General features: G+C 43.6%; 19 protein-coding genes. 5 read left to right on the forward strand and 14 right to left on the reverse strand.

Features of this window, described 5'->3' with window-relative positions:
- Window positions 1–32 precede the first annotated feature (32 nt).
- Both ribF and murJ read right to left on the reverse strand, forming a co-directional pair.
- Window positions 33–968, reverse strand: coding sequence for a bifunctional riboflavin kinase/FAD synthetase (gene ribF, locus R7E29_RS02420; RefSeq protein WP_017636167.1), 936 nt, complete (start codon window positions 966–968; stop codon window positions 33–35).
- Between the two features lie 69 nt (window positions 969–1037).
- The gene (murJ, locus tag R7E29_RS02425; RefSeq protein ID WP_025998736.1) at window positions 1038–2600 is read right to left on the reverse strand and encodes a murein biosynthesis integral membrane protein MurJ; all 1563 of its coding nucleotides are present in this window, start codon (window positions 2598–2600) and stop codon (window positions 1038–1040) included.
- 305 nt (window positions 2601–2905) lie between these two features.
- Between murJ and rpsT the strand changes: the two genes are divergently transcribed.
- The gene (gene rpsT, locus R7E29_RS02430) at window positions 2906–3166 is read left to right on the forward strand and encodes a 30S ribosomal protein S20 (RefSeq protein WP_005381938.1); all 261 of its coding nucleotides are present in this window, start codon (window positions 2906–2908) and stop codon (window positions 3164–3166) included.
- A 304-nt stretch (window positions 3167–3470) separates the two neighbouring features.
- Here the strand turns inward: rpsT and R7E29_RS02435 are convergent, their stop codons facing one another.
- Together R7E29_RS02435 and nhaR are read right to left on the reverse strand one after the other, a co-directional pair.
- Window positions 3471–3779: an ArsR/SmtB family transcription factor gene (locus tag R7E29_RS02435; RefSeq protein ID WP_005381940.1), complete on the reverse strand. Its 309-nt coding sequence runs from the start codon at window positions 3777–3779 to the stop codon at window positions 3471–3473.
- A gap of 288 nt (window positions 3780–4067) precedes the next feature.
- A complete protein-coding gene (gene nhaR / locus R7E29_RS02440; RefSeq protein WP_005381942.1) occupies window positions 4068–4958 on the reverse strand; it encodes a transcriptional activator NhaR in 891 nt (296 codons plus the stop codon).
- A gap of 386 nt (window positions 4959–5344) precedes the next feature.
- On the opposite strand from nhaR, the gene R7E29_RS02445 reads away from it, so the two are divergent.
- Window positions 5345–6490, forward strand: a complete 1146-nt coding sequence (locus R7E29_RS02445) for a Na/Pi symporter (protein WP_025768431.1) — start codon at window positions 5345–5347, stop codon at window positions 6488–6490.
- A gap of 147 nt (window positions 6491–6637) precedes the next feature.
- Window positions 6638–7780, forward strand: a complete 1143-nt coding sequence (locus tag R7E29_RS02450) for a flavohemoglobin expression-modulating QEGLA motif protein (RefSeq protein ID WP_017636169.1) — start codon at window positions 6638–6640, stop codon at window positions 7778–7780.
- A 70-nt stretch (window positions 7781–7850) separates the two neighbouring features.
- On the opposite strand, the gene R7E29_RS02455 is transcribed toward R7E29_RS02450, so the two are convergent.
- From R7E29_RS02455 to rppH, 5 genes are all read right to left on the reverse strand, one after another.
- Window positions 7851–8702, reverse strand: a complete 852-nt coding sequence (locus R7E29_RS02455) for a thymidylate synthase (protein ID WP_017636170.1) — start codon at window positions 8700–8702, stop codon at window positions 7851–7853.
- A 9-nt stretch (window positions 8703–8711) separates the two neighbouring features.
- Window positions 8712–9533 (reverse strand): prolipoprotein diacylglyceryl transferase, encoded by an 822-nt coding sequence (gene lgt, locus R7E29_RS02460; protein WP_005381948.1) that lies wholly within the window; start codon window positions 9531–9533, stop codon window positions 8712–8714.
- Window positions 9534–9620: 87 nt separating this feature from the next.
- On the reverse strand, window positions 9621–10412 hold the full coding sequence (locus R7E29_RS02465) for a sulfite exporter TauE/SafE family protein (RefSeq protein WP_005385965.1): 792 nt from the start codon (window positions 10410–10412) through the stop codon (window positions 9621–9623).
- A 6-nt stretch (window positions 10413–10418) separates the two neighbouring features.
- A complete protein-coding gene (gene ptsP / locus R7E29_RS02470) occupies window positions 10419–12665 on the reverse strand; it encodes a phosphoenolpyruvate--protein phosphotransferase (RefSeq protein ID WP_054574288.1) in 2247 nt (748 codons plus the stop codon).
- A gap of 2 nt (window positions 12666–12667) precedes the next feature.
- Window positions 12668–13189: an RNA pyrophosphohydrolase gene (gene rppH / locus R7E29_RS02475; protein ID WP_005381953.1), complete on the reverse strand. Its 522-nt coding sequence runs from the start codon at window positions 13187–13189 to the stop codon at window positions 12668–12670.
- 619 nt (window positions 13190–13808) lie between these two features.
- On the opposite strand from rppH, the gene mutH reads away from it, so the two are divergent.
- Window positions 13809–14489 (forward strand): DNA mismatch repair endonuclease MutH, encoded by a 681-nt coding sequence (mutH, locus tag R7E29_RS02480; protein WP_017821501.1) that lies wholly within the window; start codon window positions 13809–13811, stop codon window positions 14487–14489.
- Between the two features lie 15 nt (window positions 14490–14504).
- Here mutH and R7E29_RS02485 read toward each other — a convergent pair whose 3' ends face one another.
- A complete protein-coding gene (locus R7E29_RS02485) occupies window positions 14505–14816 on the reverse strand; it encodes a DUF6482 family protein (RefSeq protein ID WP_005381772.1) in 312 nt (103 codons plus the stop codon).
- Window positions 14817–14970: 154 nt separating this feature from the next.
- Here R7E29_RS02485 and R7E29_RS02490 point away from each other — a divergent pair, with 154 nt between their 5' ends.
- On the forward strand, window positions 14971–16005 hold the full coding sequence (locus R7E29_RS02490; RefSeq protein WP_005381774.1) for an NADP(H)-dependent aldo-keto reductase: 1035 nt from the start codon (window positions 14971–14973) through the stop codon (window positions 16003–16005).
- A 131-nt stretch (window positions 16006–16136) separates the two neighbouring features.
- Here the strand turns inward: R7E29_RS02490 and R7E29_RS02495 are convergent, their stop codons facing one another.
- The 4 genes from R7E29_RS02495 to prfB all read right to left on the reverse strand — a co-directional run bounded on the left by R7E29_RS02495 (window position 16137) and on the right by prfB (window position 21145).
- Window positions 16137–16388, reverse strand: a complete 252-nt coding sequence (locus R7E29_RS02495) for a hypothetical protein (protein WP_005381776.1) — start codon at window positions 16386–16388, stop codon at window positions 16137–16139.
- Window positions 16389–16917: 529 nt separating this feature from the next.
- A complete protein-coding gene (gene vpsR, locus R7E29_RS02500; protein WP_017635067.1) occupies window positions 16918–18252 on the reverse strand; it encodes a cyclic-di-GMP-binding transcriptional regulator VpsR in 1335 nt (444 codons plus the stop codon).
- A 242-nt stretch (window positions 18253–18494) separates the two neighbouring features.
- The gene (lysS, locus tag R7E29_RS02505) at window positions 18495–20012 is read right to left on the reverse strand and encodes a lysine--tRNA ligase (RefSeq protein WP_005382861.1); all 1518 of its coding nucleotides are present in this window, start codon (window positions 20010–20012) and stop codon (window positions 18495–18497) included.
- A 34-nt stretch (window positions 20013–20046) separates the two neighbouring features.
- A protein-coding gene (prfB, locus tag R7E29_RS02510; RefSeq protein WP_100068604.1) for a peptide chain release factor 2 occupies window positions 20047–21145 on the reverse strand; the annotation gives its coding sequence in 2 pieces (ribosomal slippage) (window positions 20047–21069 and window positions 21071–21145; 1098 coding nt in all).
- Window positions 21146–21214: the final 69 nt, after the last annotated feature.

Raw genomic sequence — 21214 nt, forward strand, 5'->3', positions numbered from 1 at the left:
TAGACATTATGTTGAACGGTGGAATAAACCGCTCAACGCTTAAGCTGACGCAGCCACACCCTTGCTGCTTCAGCATCCAATTCAATTTGTTGTTTAAGTGCTTCAAACGACTCAAACTTTTGCTCATCTCGAAGTTTATGCAAAAGTTCCACTTCTAGTTGCTTGCCATATAAATTGGCATGAAAGTCGAATAAGTGCACTTCTAACTGTTGGCGAACACCATTGACGGTTGGTCTTTGACCAATATTAGCAACACCACCAACTGGCTTATTTCCTAAGCCAAGCGCTTGAACAACATAGACTCCGGAAACCGGAGAAACACAGCGTTTCAAAGGAATATTTGCAGTAGGGAACCCAATGGTTCGACCTAGCTTTCTTCCATGAGAAACACGACCGCTGATGCTGTAGTTTCTTCCCAGCATCTGTTGCGCGGAATGCAAATCGTCACGCGCCAGCGCTTGACGGATAGCCGTACTGCTGACACGTAATTGTTGTAAACAAAAGCTCTGGGTACTTACTACATCAAAGCCGTATTTTTCCCCTGCTTCCTGCAGCATTGCAAAGTTACCTGTACGGCCTTTGCCAAAGCAGAAATCATCACCAACGACAAGAAACTTAACACCCAAACGCTCGACCAACAAGTCACGGATAAACTCTTCCGCGGTTAAATTTGCAAAATGGCGATTGAAATTGACACACAGTAAGCGGTCAATATCGAGCTTACTCAATTGCACGAACTTATCGCGTAATCGAGTCAACCTTGCAGGTGCCTTGTCTTTGGCAAACAGCTCCATCGGCTGAGGTTCAAAGGTCATCACAACAGAAGGCAAGGATAGCCTGTCCGCTTGCTCAGACACTTGCTGCAATACTTGTTGATGGCCTTTATGGACACCATCGAAATTGCCAATAGTCAGCACACAACCATGATGTCGCGGGTTGATATTGTGAATGCCTCTAATCAGTTCCATTGGATACTGCTTTCTGCCTCTGTTTTACTTTACACTGTGTGAAACTGACGGATTATATACTAATCACCCTCAGTCTGTCCCAGCTTTTAGGTCTTTTAAACGCGCACCAGTTAAAAATAGAACCACTAGGTAAACTACGGCTCCTAAACCGATCAACATCCCTAGCACCGCGCTTCGGTGAGCAAAGCTCCAGCCCAGCCATACTGACATATCTTCCAGTTGCCATAAGATTGCCGCCACCATCGCCGCGCCAGCAATAGCTAAACGTATAATAAAGAAGACGGTTCGCTTAGTGATTTGGTATACCTCTGCGATGTGCAGGCCACGATACAGCAGTGCCATATTCACAAATGCCGATAGTGCCGTCGCGATAGCCAAGCCAACGTAGCCATAGAAGTACGCAAAAATTGCATTAAATACCATGTTGGTCACCATCGCAATGATGCCGTATTTCACTGGCGTTTTAGTGTCTTGACGCGAGTAATAACCCGGAGCGAGCACTTTAATCAGCATAAAGTTCAACAAGCCTGAAGCGTAAGCAAAGAGTGACAATGATGCTTGATGTACGTCTTGTGGCGAAAACTCACCTCGCATGAATAACACCATCAACATAGGTTTTGCCAGTACCATCAAACCAAGCATTGCAGGAAGGCCAAGTAAGATCACCATGCGCACCCCCCAGTCCATGGTTTGTGCGAATCCTTCATTTTGTGCGTCAACATGTTTGCGTGATAATGCTGGTAAAATCACCGTTGCAATAGCAATACCAAACAGACCTAACGGGAATTCCAACAAGCGATCTGAATAGTACAACCAACTGATCGAACCGGTTTGCAGAAAGCTGGCAATAAAAGTATCAAACAACAAGTTGATTTGGCTTACCGACACACCGAACAAAGCAGGAATCATTAAGGTTCGGATCTTCACCACGCCCGGATCGCGCCAGCCCCATTTCGGCTTAACCATAACCCCCGCTTTAATAAGGAAAGGGATTTGAAATAAGAACTGAACCAAACCACCAAGGAAAACACCGATGGCAAGACCAATCTCTGGCTGTGGCATCTGCGGCGAGATAAACCATGCTGCCAAAATGATCATCACATTGAGGAAGACAGGAGTAAACGAAGAAACCGCAAACTTACCTAGTGTATTGAGAATGGCTCCCGATAGGGCAACAAAAGTGATGAACCATAAATAAGGAAAGGTAATCTTGAGCATCACGCTAGCAAGTTCGAACTTCTCAGCCGCGGGACCACCATGCATCCAGTCTAGGAACCAACCAAAACCAAACAGTGCAGTCACCACTCCGGAACCTAGAACACCTAAGATGGTAACAATTGAGACTATCACCCCTAATGTACCCGCCGCACGAGCAATGAGCTCCCGAGTTTTATTCATGTCGCCTTGAGCATGGCTTTCCGTTAAAACAGGTACAAACGCTTGGGAAAAAGCACCTTCAGCAAACAAACGTCGTAAAAAATTAGGAATTTTATTGGCGAAGAAAAAGACGTCTGCGCTTGCTCCTGCCCCCATTAAATTTGCCACTACAACATCACGAACTAGGCCAAGAACGCGGGAAATAAATGTCATAGCACTGACGATCATGCCAGACTTGAGTAGTCGTTTACTCACTGTAACCTCGGAATATCACCATAAGACAGCTAACCCTATACTGTTTCTCTGACAGGTGCTGTAAATAGACGTCAAAAATCTATCCGCGGGTTGTAAGGAATAAGTGTGCCTTTCGCGGATAATTATTAGCATTGGTATAAAAATGCTGTTAGAATCCCCGCCATCTTAACCGCGATAACCTCTCTTACCAAAATTTGTTTTGGCTTAGATCGGTTTTTGCACAAATCATTTGACATTTAAGCGCAAATGAGGGATATTCCTCGCCCTTAAATTGTCACAGAACTAAGTTTTTGGGAGTTAGACCCTTGGCAAATAGTAAATCTGCTAAGAAGCGCGCTATCCAAGCTGAGAAACGTCGTCAGCACAATGCTAGCCGTCGCTCAATGATGCGTACTTACATGAAGAAAACTGTTGCTGCTATCGAAGCAGGCGACAAAGAAGCTGCAACTGCTGCATTCGCTGTAGTTACACCTATCCTAGACCGCATGGCAACTAAAGGCCTTATTCACAAGAATAAAGCAGCTCGCCATAAGTCTCGTTTCGCTGCACAAATCAAAGCTCTTTAATAGAGTCCTGATTTTACAGTGAAGAAAAAACCGACCTTGTGTCGGTTTTTTTATATCTACAAAGTTTTCTTAATAAAAAAAGCTGGCAATGCCAGCTTTTCTTTTTCTGAATGTCCCATTTAAAGACATCAGCTTATTCATTACCCATATAACGCTCAAACTAGAAAGCACTAATAAAACACTTGAGAACAAAGCAAATTGGTCGATGAGTAGTACCCTATCATCAAAAGTTTAACGCCACTCTCAAATATTCCAACAAGTTAGATTCACACTCTAAGATGAGCAGTATATTAGGACTATTTAATTAATGTTGAGCACTCTCAGCACAATAAAGACTATGCAGTGTTTTTATTAACGCTTTCACTTCATCACTCTTTAATGTGTAGTACACCGTCTGTGCTTCTTTCCTTGTCGTGACTAACTCATCACGGCGAAGCCAAGCAAGATGCTGAGATAATGCCGACTGGCTTAGCTCTAACTTTGCACACAGCTCTCCCACGGACAGCTCTTGGTTATGCAGCATACAAAGGATTTGTAGGCGTCTCTCGTTTGCCATCGCTTTGAGCAACACGACGGCTTTTGCGGAGTTCTGCTCCATTTCTTGTAGATTCATGTGTTGGACCTCTAGCTACAACTTACTTATTCCAACCCTGGCCAGCTTGTTGTGTTGCACTGATTTATATATCTAAGAAAATCAAGATACACTTCCAGAGTCTTCATTATTAGAACCTCTAATTTAGTTGTTAGTGATACACCAATATTATCCACCAAGGATTTTAATTGGTGCGCCATCAATAATTAATAGTTTTGCTCACTAAAACAAGTATCTTGCTTACTTAGATATTATTTAGAATTATATTTTTATTGATAGTAATCTATTTATTTACGCAACGATACGGGTTTACTCAAACATTTGACTGAAATCAGCATCACAAACATTTTTTACCGCGGGGTGTTGGATCATTCGTTCCGCAAAAATCACGTAGTACTCTTCTTTTAGCCCATCGACATGGCCAATTAGCTGTAAATTTCGGTCGTCTTCAATCTCCGACATGTATACGGTCGGTGCCAAGAAAATCACATCATCGTGGTACCGAGCAAAAGCTTTCATCAACGCAACATCATCAAACTCCCCTAGCACATTGGGTTGAAGGCCTTGACGATCAAACCATTGAATAACTTTACGCCCCATAGCCGTTCGGCTCGCGGGAATCAGAAGTTTTTTTTGTTCCAAGATCTCAGGGAATCGCACATTTTCAATTTCAGAAGAAGCAAAAAAGCTCATGCTACTTTCACCCAACTTTTTGCTATAAAGGCCAGGACTTTGAGTAGAATCAACGGGACAATCCGAAAGGATCATATCTAGCTTGTGCTGAGAAAGGCGTTCAAGTAGCAGTTCGTGGGTCGATTCATAACAGCGTAAATGAATACTGTTATCTTCCGGGACGGTCGTCATCAGTACTTTACTGACCAAGCGTTTAGATAATGCATCGGCTACACCAACTTCAAATAGAATGTTCGAGTGCTGGCTGTAATTGACGATATCTAACATCTCATAGCTCAAACCGAACATCCGGTCGGCGTACTTAAACACAAGCTGACCTAACTCAGTGGGCTCAACTGTACGACCATTGCGCTTGGTTAACTTTCCTTTCATGCGCTCTTCAAGCGCTTTAATCTGTCCTGTCACGGTTTGCGGTGTCAGGAAGAGCGCGTCAGCCGCCTTAGTTACAGAGCCCTGTTTGCACACCATCCAGAAATAATAGAGATGGTTGTAGTTTAGATGTGACATGATCGAGTCCCGAAAAGAAAGTGATACTTTTTATACCAAATGTGACAGAGACAAACAATAAACTCGACAAAACCATACAATACCTTACAAAAGCATAAGTTTTACCGAAAGTATAAAGTCAATACTGTCATAAAAGTTGAACTGAGGCGCATTTTCTCTACAAAAAAAACGCAAAAACCAAACAAAACGAAACCAAAATTTAACCACTAAAATCAACAAGTTAAAAATTAATTTTCTTCTTCTTTTACGCCATTATCAAAAAGAACAATAAAAATCTCTCACAGCAAGAAATCTGTAATATTACTGAAATATTTATTCTCTAACATCGCCCGCAGATTCAACTACAGACCGAAAAATGAACTGAAAGGTCAACGGAGAAAATTATGATGAACCAAGCTACTTCAACAGTGGCACCAATTTCGAGCACAGCTCGTTGGTTACGCTGGGCTAACTTGGCATTCATGTTATATCTGCTTCTTCTAGCAGTATCTATGGTTGGTAGTGGCTTTAAATGGGCAACTGGCGATCAAGCTAAGGTGCTATTTGAATTTGCCGCACACCCAGTTGCAGGTCTAATGATCGGCTTGGTGGCAACAGCCTTAATTCAGTCTTCAAGTACTGTAACGTCTATTATTGTAGGCTTGGTTGCAGGTGGCTTACCTGTAGAAACCGCTATCCCTATGGTGATGGGTGCTAACATTGGTACCACAGTGACCAATACGCTTGTATCTCTTGGCCACGTGCGCTGTAAAGAAGAGTTCAAACGTGCATTTGCAAGTGCAACCATTCACGACTTCTTCAACTTGCTTGCTGTCGCTATTTTCCTTCCGTTGGAAATGATGTTCGGCATTTTAGAGAAAGTTTCTCACTGGCTTGTTTCTCCACTGCTTGCTACTGGTGATATGAGCATTAAAGGCTTCAACTTTATTAAACCAATTACAAAGCCAGTCGTAGGCGCAATTAAAGAGCCACTTTCTACCTTCGGTGATACTGTTGGCGGCGTCATGCTTATTGCTTTGGGTATTGCGACTATCTTCGTTGCAATCACAGTGATGGGTAAATTGATGAAGAGCCTAATGGTTGGTCGCGCACGTGAAATTTTGAAAAACGCCATCGGTCGTGGCCCTATTCACGGCATCGTATCAGGCTCAATCGTGACCGTTCTAGTACAATCTTCCTCAACCACGACAAGTTTAATGGTTCCGTTGGTTGGTACTGGCGTGTTGAAAGTACGAGATATCTACCCTTTCACTCTGGGTGCTAACATTGGTACTTGTATTACGGCACTACTAGCAGCGACAGCGGTATCTGGAGAGTTCGCAGTATTCGCACTACAAATCGCTCTAGTCCACTTAGTGTTTAACATCATGGCGACGCTGTTTATCTTTGGAATTCCATTCCTACGTGAGATTCCGGTTAAAGGCGCTGAGATGATTTCTGAAATGGCTATTAAGAATAAAGCTGTTGTTGGTGGTTACCTAATGTCAGTATTCGTTATTCTACCAGGTGCAATTCTAGCCCTAACAACGTAACAACAACGACATACCATCGCTTATTGTTTAGGCTCCACATCGTGGAGCCTTTTTTATGATAATTAAACTGTTCAAATCGATTGTCCGGTGATAATTTGAGCCACATCAGCATGCTTATGCTGAGCTATCTCATTTGGAGTCGACAACATGACGCAGCTTAATGACGCTATTTCTGATCAGCTACTCGCAATAGACGAAAACCTAACCCAACTGGTTGCTGATATTGATATCCTCAGTAGCGTGAATCCTCTTAATTATGCTCAAGAAAGAGAACGTTTCATTAAAAACAAATATTCTCAAGAGCCTAATTTTCAATATTCAATTACTAACGTAGATACCCACAGCGCAAAGCGACGCCTATATGAGCTACCTCTAGAAAACATTCAAGACACCCAACTGCAGAGGCTATACGCGGATGTAATTCAGTCTTATGCAGATAAACTGGATCAAGTGAATACCATCGGCACGCAAGAGTTTCTTTATAACTCCTTACGCTATTATGGGGAACCGAGCGCCAAAGATATTGCCAACGCCCATTTCATATTGCACCTTCCTACAGAAGAAGAAAAAGAACCTCAGCACGATAGCCGTGCAATAGCACGTTTCATGCAAAATTTTGCTCAACGCAATGGGTATGAATGTGAAATACAGGTGTTGGACGGGATGTTAGCAAACGCACTAGTTTCAGGGTCTCGAGTCAAAATTAACCACGCGGCGTACATCACCACTGATGAGCTGGAGGCTCTTGCACATCATGAAATGGGAGTACATCTCCTGACTACGCTTAACGGTCGTCAACAACCGCTAAAAGTCCTGAGCTTAGGTTGTCCTGCCAATACCAACACTCAAGAAGGGCTGGCTATATTATGTGAGTATCTGTCAGGACATTTCAGTATCAAGCGCCTAAGAACCTTAGCCTTACGAGTTCTGGCAGTAGAGTCGATGATCAAGGATCGCGATTTCCGCCATACGTTCATGCTATTAAAAGAACAGTATAAAGCTTCTGATCTTCAAGCATTTACAACGACTGCCCGAGTGTATCGAGGTGGAGGTTTAACGAAGGATTACTTGTATCTTAGAGGATTCCGAGAGGTGCTCAATGCCTATGATAAATTGGGCGATGACTTTTCACTATTGTTGTGCGGGAAAACGGAGCTGAAGTACTTTGAGCTTATCCGTTCATTAGTGAGTAAAGAAATATTCACTCAACCTAAGTTTATTAGCCCGGCACTGTCCAAACCGATGCAGACCAACCCAATTCACCGTTATATTGTCAGTGCACTAAAATAATACCTTCTAAGTACAAAAAAGAAAAAAGCTCCATTCGGAGCTTTTTCTATATCTTGAAGAACGATACTCGTTACACTGAGAATGGGTAACGAATAGGATCGTGATGCTCGTACCCTTCAACCCAAAAGTCATCCAGTGTGACCCATGTTTCCAAATCTTCTAGAGATTTAATCTCTGGGTTGATATGGAACGTCGGCGCTTTTAATGGCTCACGTTTCAACTGAACATCGCGCATCAGTTCAAGCTGGTCTTCATAAATGTGAGCATTCACAATCTTATGAAATGCCTGACCAGGTTTCTTGCCCGTAATTTGCGCAATAATCGCCAAGAACACGTAAACTTGAACCATATTGAAGTTTAAGCCAAGCGGTACATCACACGAACGCTGAGTACTATTCAGGTAAAGCGTATCATCCAGCAATGAAAAATGGTGACTGTACATACAAGGACGCAAGCACCCCATGTGGAACTCACCCGGGTTGTAGAAGTTCAAGATTTCACCGCGGTCATCAACGCCACGCGTTAAGTCATCCACTATCTTACGTAGCTGGTCAACATGACCACCATCAGGTTTCGCCCAGGCGCGCCCTTGAACCCCATAGACACGGCCCATGTCGTCTTCGCCTTTACGGTATGGGTTATTCAACCAGGCATCATTTAGGTTGGCATTGGCATCCCAGGTTTTCGTGCCCAGCTTACGAAAATCTTCCGCATTATCGTAACCACGAATGTACCCTAGTAGCTCTGCAACGGCTGCTTTCCAAAAACTTTTACGTGTGGTGACCAACGGAAATTGATTGTTCGCAACATCGTAGGTTAAATCCGCGTTGATTACGGTCAGGCAGCGCTTGCCTGTACGCTCATTTTCAACCCAAACACCTTGGTCAACGATGCGTTGACACAAATCTAAATACTGTTTCACACCAATACCTTACTTCGTCTTTTGTGGTAATTCGTCTTTGTAATGACCACGTTTGTATGCCCAAACCATCATGAGGACACCGATAACCACCATTGGCAGGGATAAAATCTGTCCCATGGAAATAAAGCCACCGAATAAACCCAAATGAGCGTCTGGTTCGCGCACGTACTCAACTAAGAAGCGGAATGTACCATATCCAGCTAAAAATAGCCCTGAAACAGAACCTAGAGGACGAGGTTTCTTGATGAACCAATTCAAGATGAAGAAAAGGACGATACCTTCAAGCGCCATTTCATAAAGCTGCGATGGATGACGTGGCAGTGGACCGCCATTTGGGAAAACGATCGCCCAAGGCACATCCGTTACTCGGCCCCACAACTCGCTGTTCATGAAGTTACCTAAACGCCCCATACCCAAACCAAATGGCACAAGCGGCGCGATAAAGTCAGCAACACCGAAGAAAGTTCGCCCGTTTTTGTGTGCATACCAGAACATCGCAGTAATCACACCCAGTAAGCCGCCGTGGAAAGACATACCACCGGTCCACACTTTAAATAGATACAAAGGGTCAGCCAGGAAGAGCTCAAAATTGTAGAAAAGCACGTAGCCTACACGGCCACCAATCACCACGCCAAGGAAGCCTGCGAACAACAAATCAGAAACCTGCTCTCGTGTCCAACCACTTCCAGGCTTATCCGCACGTCGGTTCGCTAACCATAGAGCAAACATAAAGCCAACAAGGTACATCAAACCGTACCAACGAACCGAAACAGGACCAATAGAGATTAAAACCGGATCAATATTGGGAAATTCAATATATCCCTGAGACATAAATCATTCTCTTCTTATCACAACAAAATAAATATACCCAAGTAACCTCTAGATGCTTGGTTCAGCGAGAATGACTTGGGTACAAACTTAGAGCAGCATGGTCGCTGCAACAAACATTAAGAACACCGCGAATATCTTTTTTAATACCGCAGTTGGAAGGTTAGTTGCGAGCTTCGCACCCACTTTTGTTGTGAGCATCGAGGCCATAGCAATAGCTAATAAAGCAGGAAGATAAACATAGCCAATACTGTATGAAGGTAAGCCTTCCACTTTATAGCCATGTAAGATGAAGCCGATCATACCAGAAATAGCAATCACGCAACCACAAACGGAGGATGAGCCCACCGCTTTACGCATCTCTATCCCATGTTTATTTAAAAATGGTACCGACAGTGAGCCACCACCAATACCAGCAAGGCTTGATACGACACCAATTCCCGTGCCGTAAACTACAGTCACAGGGCTGCTCGGCATAGGTTTACTGCTCGTAACTTTAATGGAACGAAACATTTGTACTGACAGGCAAAGAACAATGACACCAAACACTTTCGGCAAATAGTGTGTAGGGATCCACTCAGCAATATTGGCACCAACAAAGCCACCAATGACCACACCAGGCATCAACCATTTTACGACAAACATATCGACATTGCCGAGCTTAAGGTGATTCATCGCCGATGAGCCAGACGTGACAATAATACTCGCTAACGAAGTGGCTAAGGCCATGTGCATACTCATTTCTGGAGAGATCCCAGCAAGAGGAAGCAAATACAACAAGGCAGGAACAACAATCAAACCACCACCGATACCGAGTAACCCCGCCATCACACCCACAAAAGCGCCTAGCGCCAACAATAACAAAAATAAAGAGACGGTCACGATTTCCTACTTTTTACCTGCACGGATAAAGCCCGCAAAGCCCTGTTGAATGAAAAAGTCATGCATCATTTGATGAATGTCCTCCCCATAGGATTTTGTCATTGCTTGCTCCGCTAATTTTTCTAATTCTTCTTGTTGGCTATGACGAATCAAATATTTCACCTTAGCCACATTGGAGGTGTTCATACTCAAACTGGTATACCCTAACCCAAGTAAGAGAAGAGCGCCAAATGGATCACCCGCTAGCTCACCACAAATACACACGGGCACCTGATATTTATCACACACCTCATGGATTTGCTTAAGCGCTAACAGTACCGCAGGATGCATAGATTCATAGACATCCGCTACGCGCGAATTGTTCCTATCTACCGCTAATAAATACTGAGTTAAATCGTTTGTCCCGACAGAAACAAAATCAACACGGTGAGCAATCGTTGGCAACAGATACACCATCGATGGTACTTCAATCATGACCCCAATTTGTGGGAATTGAATTCTATCATCAAGCAAAACGGCTTCGCTGTGAGCTTGATTAATCAAGCTAATGGCATCGTCTAGCTCTTTTACCCCTGACACCATTGGCAATAAGATACTTAAGTTTCCGCTTTCTGCACTCGCTCTTAACATTGCACGCAGCTGGATCAAGAAAATGTCTGGATGATCCAATGTAAAACGAATGCCACGCCAGCCTAGAAACGGATTATCTTCTTCAATGGGCAAATACGGCAAAGGTTTGTCACCACCAATATCCAAAGTACGCATCACTACTCGTTGATTCGGATAGCTGTTAAGTATTGCTTGGTATTGATGATACTGCTCATCTTCCGAAGGAAAGTGATGCTGAAGTAAAAATGCAATCTCAGTTCGGTACAACCCAACACCATCAACACCTGTGTTGATGGCAATATTACTGTCTGCACTGAGTCCCGCATTCAGCATAATTTCGATATGGTGATTATCTTGCGTAACCGCAGGGAGTGCGAGGTCCTGGTTTACCATGGCAAACAGTTCAGACTCTTCGCTTACTAAGCTGCGATACTCTCGCAACAACTGGCGGTTTGGCTCTAAGAAGATCTCACCCGTATAGCCGTCGACTATCCCGAGTTTGCCATTCACCACATCCGGATTAATGTTGGCGCCCATGACTGCAGGGACCCCAAGAGCTCGAGATAAAATGGCAGCGTGAGAGTTAGCGCCTCCCTCTAATGATACGACGGCTAACAAGAACTCTTTAGGTACAGAAGCGAGCAAGGTGGCAGTGAGTTCATTCGCCACCAAAATAATGGGACGATCAATTGCAGAATTTTCTTGCTCGCTGTTGTGCAGAAAATAGAGCAGCCTTTGCCCTAACTCTCGGATATCTTGCGCTCTTTCACGCATGTATACATCCGACATTCTGGCAAATCGATTCGAGTATGACTCTACAACTTGGCGTAACGCCCAGTCTGCCCTGTCTCCTTTTTCAATCTGCTTCTTCAAATCACCGCGAAGCATCGGATCATTCAGTAAGTGAGTAAACAGATCGAAGATCGCCAGAGCATCTTTGTTGATTTCACTGTCCAGTTTTTTCCGCATACGGCGAAAGTCATTTAACGCTCGCTCTATGGCCACCAGTAGTGTCTCGTGCTCGCGTTCCTTATCTAACGTGGACGAAGGGAAAATATCCGATAAACTCGGCTGGGTATTGTCGAACCAAAACTCTCCAATCGCGACACCAGTAGACGCAGGCAAACCTTTTAATACCGTGGGTTTAGATGCTAACTGCCAATGCCCAAGATTCTGCGCATGTGCAATGAGCACCGCTAACTGAGCGGATAAAGTAACAAGAAACGATTCTTCCATTTCACTAAACAAGCGCGGCGTTTTTTGTTGGATCACCAACACACCTAAAACTTGTTTACGATGAATGATTGGAGTAGCTAAAAAAGAGTGGTAAATCTGTTCGCCGAGTTGAGGAAAGAATTTGAACTCGGGGTGTTTTGAGGCTTCGGCAAGGTTAAGGGGTTCAGCGCTTCGTTTTACCAACCCAACCAAGCCTTCATTGAAGTTGATATGAATACTATCACCTTCAAAAATAAGGCCTTGAGTTGCCATTAACTCAAGGCGCTGCATTTCTTCATTAGCAAGATAGATAGTACAGCACTCAGTACTAAGGGCAGCACAAGTCTCTTTCACCAATATATCGAGTGCCAGATGCACATCATCGACCCTGGAGACTTTCTCAACTATTTCCCTTAGCTGACTGAGCATGATTATCCTCTACGTTGCTTTTTTCTTTTCCCTTTCGCTTTTCTCTCTCGAAAAGGCATGGCTAAGGATGCAAATTCTTTCATCGCTCGTCGATAAACATCTCGCTTGAAAGAAACAACTTGCCTAACTGGATACCAGTAACTTACCCAGCGCCAACCATCAAATTCAGGGGATTTTCCGCGTTGCATATTAATGCGAGACTCATCGCATTCTAATCTCAGCAGAAACCATTTCTGTTTTTGGCCGATACAAACAGGCTTGGAGTCCCAACGCACCAATCGCTTTGGTAGCTTATATCTTAACCAATGACGACTTGTTGCAATGATCTTAACGTCTTTTTTCGTTAAACCGACTTCTTCGTATAACTCCCTGAACATGGCTTGTTCAGGGGTTTCACCTTCGTCAATCCCACCTTGTGGAAATTGCCATGAGTGTTGCCCGTATCGTTTAGCCCAGAAGACCTGACCATGGTTATTACATATCACAATACCAACATTAAGTCGGTAACCATCGCCATCTATCACTGGCTAACCTCTATGAATAAATTTTTTATTACCGTGATTTTTCCACATATCCCCATTACTAGCAAACTTACTGATGTGATATGAGCAAGATTTATTACCTTTTCACCATTTTTGGATATCTTTTAATCAAACCATACCTTATCAACACAAGAGTGAGACATTGCCCACATTTATTCACCTTTTCTGTGAATAACTTTGTGAAGAATTCAATTCAAATGAGTAATTCAGTTCAATCCCATCAAAAGCAAAACAAATGAAGAAACAAAAAAACAAACATAACATATTGATAAAAAAGCATTTATTTTTAAAAATAACGATAATTCGATCTTCAGTTTCTTGATGATCTTTTCACCAAACTCAGATCGGTCAAAGATCCACCAACAGGCTATTTATCCACACTCACCTGCTATTCGTTTAGATGATTACAACAAAATCAACCCCAAAAATGCATTTTAACCCCTGTTTATTCATACAGACCTCGTCAGGATCTTATCAATACCTCCTCCACCTGTGGATAAGTTATGAATTGATCGTTCTTACACCGCCTCGGTGAAATCTTAAACAGTAGATTTGGTCGGAGTTTGATAAACTATATTTTTTGTAATACCACCTTGTAACTATGAAACCAGAACCACAAACAGAAGCAGAGCTATTGGAACGAGCGCATGATATGGCAGGACTCAGTTTTGCTGAGTTGGCCGCCGAGGCGAATATGATTGTTCCTGAAAACTTAAAACGTGATAAAGGTTGGGTGGGTCAATTACTCGAATGGCACTTGGGCGCTCCAGCTGGCAGTAAACCTCAACAAGATTTCGCAAAACTAGGGATCGAGTTGAAAAGTATTCCGATCAGTTATTCTGGCAAACCTTTAGAAACAACCTTTGTTTCTGTGGCCCCCCTCACTGGTGTTCATGGTCTTACATGGGAAACAAGTCATGTTCGAAACAAGCTATCTCGTGTGCTTTGGGTACCCGTAGAAGGAGAACGAGAAATCCCACTCGCTGAAAGACGTGTGGGCAGTCCACTCATTTGGTCACCAGATGAAGAAGAAGAGCGGATTTTGCGAAATGACTGGGAAGAGTTAATGGAGATGATCGTCTTGGGAAGATTTGATCAAATTTCCGCCAGACACGGAGAAGCGCTGCATCTTCGCCCTAAAGCCGCAAATGCAAAAGCGCTCACCGAAGCATACAACTCAAATGGTAAGCCGATGAAAACTCTGCCCCGAGGCTTTTACCTTAGAACACAGTTTACTGAACAGATCTTACTCAAGCACTACATTAACACTCAACCAGAATAAAACCATATCAGCTATTTAGTGCGTCACGAGCGATAACTCAATATCGCAGTACGAGGCTGCCTCTTCAGTGCCACATTCGTCATACGCATTGCGCAGCCTTAAATACGCTTTATCGACCCCTAGCCTCAATAGTTCTTCTTTTACTAAGTCTAGAGAGCCAAAATGTATCGGGTCTTCACCGTCTTTAATCGGCTCAAGTTGATGCTTGTACTCCACAGCTAAAAGATAGTCAGAGACATCAGAACACCCAATCACAAATACTTTGGGAGTTTTATAAGTATCTTTATGTGGACCATGTAGCCACATGTCCAATTGATGCTTCTGCATAACATACCTCCTTCACACGATCATTTAAGTGTAGTTAGGCTAACTGTAGCTTTCGAGTTTGCTCTTCCTTTATACGTAAATCATTTGCGATTGCGGCTAAAAATCCCCTATATTGGAGTCACTTATTTAGTCGGTAACTCTTCAAGGACGTGATATGCAATACACAAAACTACCGCACTCATCACTTGAGATCAGTAAAATCTGCCTCGGCACTATGACGTTTGGCGAGCAAAACACAGAAAAGGACGCCTTTGAACAGCTCGACTTTGCCCTCGATCATGGGGTGAACTTCATCGATACCGCAGAGATGTACCCTGTACCGCCAAACTCGGAAACACAAGGGCTCACCGAGCAATACATCGGTAATTGGTTGGCAAAAAGCGGCAAAAGAGAAAAAGTAGTACTGGCAACAAAAGTGGCAGGCCCTCGCAATGTTCCTCACATTAGAGACAACATGAGCCTTAATCGTCGCCACATCCATACAGCAATTGATGACAGCCTTAATCGTCTACAAACCGATTATGTCGATTTGTACCAACTACATTGGCCGCAGCGTCAAACCAACTGCTTTGGTCAACTCAACTACCCATACCCTGACAAACAAGAAGAAGTCACGTTAATTGAAACGTTGGAAGCGCTTACTGAATTAGTGAATGCAGGTAAAGTGCGCTATATCGGCGTATCCAACGAGACGCCTTGGGGTGTAATGTCGCTACTGCGTTTGGCAGAAAAACACGATTTGCCAAGAATTGTCTCCATTCAAAACCCATATAACTTATTGAACCGCAGCTTCGAAGTTGGCTTGTCTGAAATCAGCCATTACGAAGGCGTTCAGTTACTTGCCTACTCTCCTTTGGCATTTGGCTGCCTGAGTGGTAAATACCTAAACGGGGCAAAACCTGAAGGCGCTCGATGTACTAAGTGGGAGCGTTTTGCGCGCTACTTCACTCCACAAGGTGTTAAAGCGACCGAAGCTTACGTCAATTTAGCTCAAGAGCATGGTCTAAACCCTGCACAAATGGCGCTCGCGTTTGTCAATCAGCGTCCATTTGTTGCTTCTAACATTATCGGAGCAACAAACCTAGACCAATTAAAAGCCAATATCGACAGTATTGATTTGCAACTTAGCGACGAACTACTTACTGAAATTCAAGCAATAGGTACAACTTACTCGAATCCTTGCCCTTAACAGTACCACCTTCAAACGAAAACAGCTGATCTTCAAGATCAGCTGTTTATCCAATGAAGTCATACTTCATATAAAAAGTTAAGCGTGTTGAATGACTCGTTAGCAACTCAGTCAGCCCAACACGCTAACGATTACGTCATTATTCGCGACGTTAAGACTCGACGAAGGTGACGAACTCGACGTTCAACTTTTACTGCATCCGGAACATTGGCACGTGTAGAACGACCATCGCGATCTAAACCAATATCTCTCAATAGATGAACATTCGTCCATGGAATATCATGAGCAGTTCGGCGTATGGTGCGCTGCCATTGCTTTTCTTCGCGTTTAAGGTCTGCTTTCAATAGCAAAGTGGCCAATTGTAGGTAAATAGAGTGACGCATAATATTTTCTCCGATTATCGATGTATTCGACTGGGAAAAATAGTGCGTAAAATGAACAGAAATATTCTGTTGATACTAAGCCGCTACTTTTCCGCAGCCTAGTAATAAATATGATAGGTTACGGATTAATTTTTATCTTGTGAGCCAGTGGTATTGGTATCATCCGATTTAAGGGTTATCGGAGCGATAGGCATACGATCAGCGCAAGCAGTGGTGTTAACAACGTAATGTTTCATCTTGCGCCTCCTAGCTAAAAATTAATCCGTTTATGAAAGGTATAACTCACTGAGTTACGGTTAAATTGTAAGCTTTGATGAATATATATCAAACATTTTTTGCCTTTTTGATTAAAAACAAATCAATACACCGCAATTTAGTTTCATATACTTTTATGTATAACATATTCACCTGAGGAATATATAAATTTGCGGATTTTATAAATCAAACCAAACAAAAAATAAAAAGAGCGGCTCTGTGGCCACTCTCTTTTATTGTATTTATTCGCCTATTTAACACAGGGAAAGGCCAACTACATGGCTTGTTCGGAAATCAAGTTATGTTTATTAAGTAGTCGATACATGGTTGCACGCGAAACTCCGAGCTCTTTCGCCGCATTTGAAACTTGACCAGAATGAGATTCCAAAACAACCAGCAACGCATCACGTTCACTCTTCTCTCGGATTGATTTCAAGCTGCGCTTTGAGTCATTACGTTGAGGTAAATCTAAGTGATGCTCTTCAATCATTACGCTGTCGGACATTAATACCGCTCGCTTCACTTGGTTCATCAGCTCACGCACATTTCCAGGCCAGAAATAACGTGTCAGTGCCTTGAATGCATCCTCAGAAAAGCTTTTTGCTTGCGAGTTGTACTCTTTTGAGAACTCTTGTAAGTAGAAACGAGCCAGCAATGCGATGTCACTCGCACGTTCTTTCAAGCTAGGGACATTGATGCGCAAAACGTTGATGTAATGGTAAAGCTCTTCATTGAAGTCACCGTCAATCAAAGCTTTTTCAACATCTGACGAGTTAGCAGCAAGAATACGCACGTTAACCGCTTTTACGCCATCTTTGGTATCAATGGTGCCTTCTTGCAAGAATCTCAGCAGATTCATTTGCTGCTCTTTTGAAATGGTAAGAATGTCGTTAAACAACACGGTGCCGCCATCTGCTTGTTCAAGCAGGCATGCTTCCATATCTTCATCGGCGTTAATACCAAATACTTCAGCTTGGAAACGTTGTTCATTGAGTGCGCGACAGTTAATTGCCATAAACGGTTTATGAGAGCGTGAAGAGACTTTATGGATGGCCCTAGCAACCGCCTCTTTACCAGTCCCACTTTCCCCAGAAATCAGAATACTGACGTCCGTTGGACCAATGCGCTTCACTTGATCGCGTAAACGTTTCATCGGGATAGATTCACCAATCAAACCCATATCTAAACTGCTACCAAAACTAGGCCAAACTTTTTTCTCCAACTTAAGCATGCCAAGCTGGTGACCTATTGTGCTTAATAACTGTGCATCTGGGATCGGCGCTGTGAAAAAATCGATACAAAAGTTAACAATGAACTGGCATATGGTGTCAGTGCCAAGCTGAGATTCACGAATAAACGCTAACCAACGTACGTGTTTGTGAGAGCTGACTAAGTTCGCCAAACCATTCAAGCTGAACTCGTCATGGCTGAGATCAACAATACCGATACATGGACCAATATCTTCTAACAGCGTATTAGCTTTGCGTAAGTCACCTACTTGGTGACACTTCCAGCCCACTTGCTCCAGTACCGATAACCAAGGCTCATAAGTACCGCCAACTACCACAAGCGATCCCGGGATGGAATCCATCTTAAACTGCCCAGCCATTCTCTAACCCTTTTTCATTGTTAATAGAAATTTTGTGCCACAAACTTATCTTTGCGAGCGGGTAACATTATCGAGACTCCGCCCCCTCACGTCTGTCTCAGTATTAAGACTATGCAATAGATTGAGATTTGGCGAATGTTTATTTGCATATCCCATTAAAAAGCAAATGCAACAACTTGAATTAACTTAACTAAAAGGCAAAAAAAACCACCCGAAGGTGGTTTTTTACTCATCCTATCGAATTACGCTTGCGGACGCATTGCAGGGAATAGGATCACGTCACGGATAGTGTGCGTGTTAGTCAGTAGCATAACCAAACGGTCGATACCGATACCTTGGCCTGCTGTTGGCGGTAGGCCGTGCTCTAGAGCAGTGATGTAGTCTGCATCGTAGAACATTGCTTCGTCGTCACCAGACTCTTTCGCTTCAACCTGTGCTTTAAAGCGTGCATCTTGGTCTTCAGCATCGTTAAGCTCTGAGAAACCGTTCGCTACTTCACGGCCACCGATAAAGAACTCAAAGCGGTCTGTAAAGAACGGGTTATCGTCGCTACGACGAGCTAGTGGAGAAATATCTGCTGGGTAACCAGTGATGAACGTAGGCTGCATTAGCTTAGGTTCTGCTGTTTCACCAAAGATCTCTTCAAGAAGCTGACCACATGTCCAGAAAGGTTCTACTTCAACGTGAACAGATTTCGCGATAGAAACCATTAGATCACGGTTTTGTAGGTCTTCTTCTGTTAGCGCTTGGATTTGCGCGTGGTCTGGGTTGTAGTGCTTGATTGCTTCGAACATGCTCATACGAGTGTAAGTACCACCAAACTCAACCGTTTCATCACCGTAAGGCATTGACGTTGAACCTAGAACTTCTTGCGCCACTGAGCTTAGTAGTTCTTCAGTTAGGTCCATCAGATCTTTGTAGTCTGCGTACGCCATGTAGAATTCCATCATTGTGAATTCTGGGTTGTGGCGTGGAGAAAGGCCTTCGTTACGGAAGTTACGGTTGATTTCGAATACGCGATCAAAACCACCAACAACTAGACGCTTCAGGTATAGCTCTGGCGCGATACGTAGGTACATTGGCATGTCTAGTGCGTTGTGGTGCGTGATAAATGGACGCGCACTCGCACCGCCAGGGATAACGTGCATCATTGGCGTTTCAACTTCCATGAACTGCTTAGAGATCATGAAGTTGCGGATTGCAGACATTACTTTAGAACGTACTACAAACGCTTGACGAGAGTCTTCGTTAACGATCAGGTCAACGTAACGTTGGCGATAACGCATCTCTTGGTCAGTTAGACCGTGGAACTTCTCTGGAAGTGGACGTAGTGCTTTGGTTAGCAACTCGTACTCTTCCATGTTCACGTATAGGTCACCTTTACCAGACTTATGAAGTGCACCTTTAACACCGATGATGTCACCGATATCTAGACCTTGGTATTTTTCTTTAAGTACTTTTTGAACCGCTTTGTCAGCATAAGCTTGGATACGGCCAGAAGTTTCTTGAATTACCAAGAATGGACCACGTTTAGCCATGATACGGCCTGCGATTGCTACTACGTGGTTAAGCTCTTCTAGCTCTTCCTTCGTCTTTTCACCGAACTCTTTCTGAAGGTCGCCCGCTAGTGCGTCACGACGGAAGTCGTTTGGATGGCCGTTCGCTTTGCAGCTCTTTCGGATTGCATCCAGTTTAGCGCGGCGTTCAGCAATCAGCTTATTTTCTTCTAGTACAGTTTCGTTTTGAACAGCATCAGTCATTTTCGATGTATCCTGTTTTTGTCGGTGAAAAGCTTTATAGACCTGATTTCAGGCTAGCTTCAATAAATTTGTCCAGATCGCCATCAAGAACCGCTTGAGTATTACGGTTTTCAATGCCCGTACGGAGGTCCTTAATACGTGAGTCATCCAATACGTAAGAACGGATCTGGCTACCCCAGCCAATGTCAGACTTAGCGTCTTCATTAGCTTGTTTTTCCGCATTTTGCTTTTGCAATTCAAGCTCAAATAGCTTCGCTCGAAGCTGTTTCATTGCCTGATCTTTGTTCTTATGTTGAGAACGGTCATTCTGACACTGAACCACTGTGTTCGTAGGTACGTGCGTAATACGTACCGCAGATTCTGTGGTGTTTACGTGCTGACCACCTGCGCCTGACGCACGGTAAACGTCAATGCGTAGGTCGGAAGGATTAATGTCGATGTCGATGTTTTCATCAATCTCTGGATAGATGAACGCAGAAGCAAATGACGTATGGCGACGACCGCCTGAATCGAACGGAGATTTACGAACAAGACGATGAACGCCCGTTTCAGTGCGTAACCAACCGTACGCATACTCACCAGAGATGCGAACTGTTGCCGACTTAAGACCCGCGACTTCACCTTCAGAGACTTCAATCACTTCAGCTTTGAAGCCCTTCGCTTCTGCCCAACGTAGGTACATACGCAGCAGCATGTTAGTCCAGTCTTGTGCTTCTGTACCACCAGAGCCAGCTTGCAAATCGATGTAACAATCAGAGCTATCGTGGTCGCCAGAGAACATACGACGGAATTCAAGCTTTTCTAGCTTCTCTTCCAACTCAGCAAGTTCTGGTTCAATTTCGTCAAATGTTTCTTGATCTTCTTCTTCTACAGCCAGCTCAAGAAGACCTTCTACATCTTCCACACCTTGCTCTAGTTGATCAATGGTTTCAACAACCGCTTCTAGTGATGCACGCTCTTTACCCAGTGCTTGCGCACGCTCAGGTTCGTTCCATACATCTGGTTGTTCAAGTTCTGCGTTGACTTCTTCTAGACGCTCTTTCTTCGCGTCATAGTCAAAGATACCCCCTCAGGACATTTGTGCGCTGAGACACGTCCTGCAGACGGTTTTTAATTGGATTGATTTCAAACATGTTTACTCAACATTTTAGAATAGAATTTAACCGAGAAATTCTACTGAAAAATGTGACCGAGATACAGGA

It is taken from the genome of Vibrio sp. Vb1729 (assembly GCF_033338655.1).
GTDB lineage: Bacteria > Pseudomonadota > Gammaproteobacteria > Enterobacterales > Vibrionaceae > Vibrio > Vibrio alginolyticus.

Coding starts and splice junctions, on each gene's coding strand:
- R7E29_RS02495 (WP_005381776.1), bottom strand. CDS start 16,388: ATGCGTCACTCTATTTACCTACAATTGGCCACTTTGCTATTGAAAGCA.
- R7E29_RS02445 (WP_025768431.1), top strand. CDS start 5,345: ATGAACCAAGCTACTTCAACAGTGGCACCAATTTCGAGCACAGCTCGT.
- lysS (WP_005382861.1), bottom strand. CDS start 20,012: ATGACTGATGCTGTTCAAAACGAAACTGTACTAGAAGAAAATAAGCTG.
- ptsP (WP_054574288.1), bottom strand. CDS start 12,665: ATGCTCAGTCAGCTAAGGGAAATAGTTGAGAAAGTCTCCAGGGTCGAT.
- lgt (WP_005381948.1), bottom strand. CDS start 9,533: ATGTCTCAGGGATATATTGAATTTCCCAATATTGATCCGGTTTTAATC.
- mutH (WP_017821501.1), top strand. CDS start 13,809: ATGAAACCAGAACCACAAACAGAAGCAGAGCTATTGGAACGAGCGCAT.
- vpsR (WP_017635067.1), bottom strand. CDS start 18,252: ATGGCTGGGCAGTTTAAGATGGATTCCATCCCGGGATCGCTTGTGGTA.
- R7E29_RS02435 (WP_005381940.1), bottom strand. CDS start 3,779: ATGAATCTACAAGAAATGGAGCAGAACTCCGCAAAAGCCGTCGTGTTG.
- nhaR (WP_005381942.1), bottom strand. CDS start 4,958: ATGTCACATCTAAACTACAACCATCTCTATTATTTCTGGATGGTGTGC.
- R7E29_RS02450 (WP_017636169.1), top strand. CDS start 6,638: ATGACGCAGCTTAATGACGCTATTTCTGATCAGCTACTCGCAATAGAC.
- R7E29_RS02490 (WP_005381774.1), top strand. CDS start 14,971: ATGCAATACACAAAACTACCGCACTCATCACTTGAGATCAGTAAAATC.
- R7E29_RS02485 (WP_005381772.1), bottom strand. CDS start 14,816: ATGCAGAAGCATCAATTGGACATGTGGCTACATGGTCCACATAAAGAT.
- ribF (WP_017636167.1), bottom strand. CDS start 968: ATGGAACTGATTAGAGGCATTCACAATATCAACCCGCGACATCATGGT.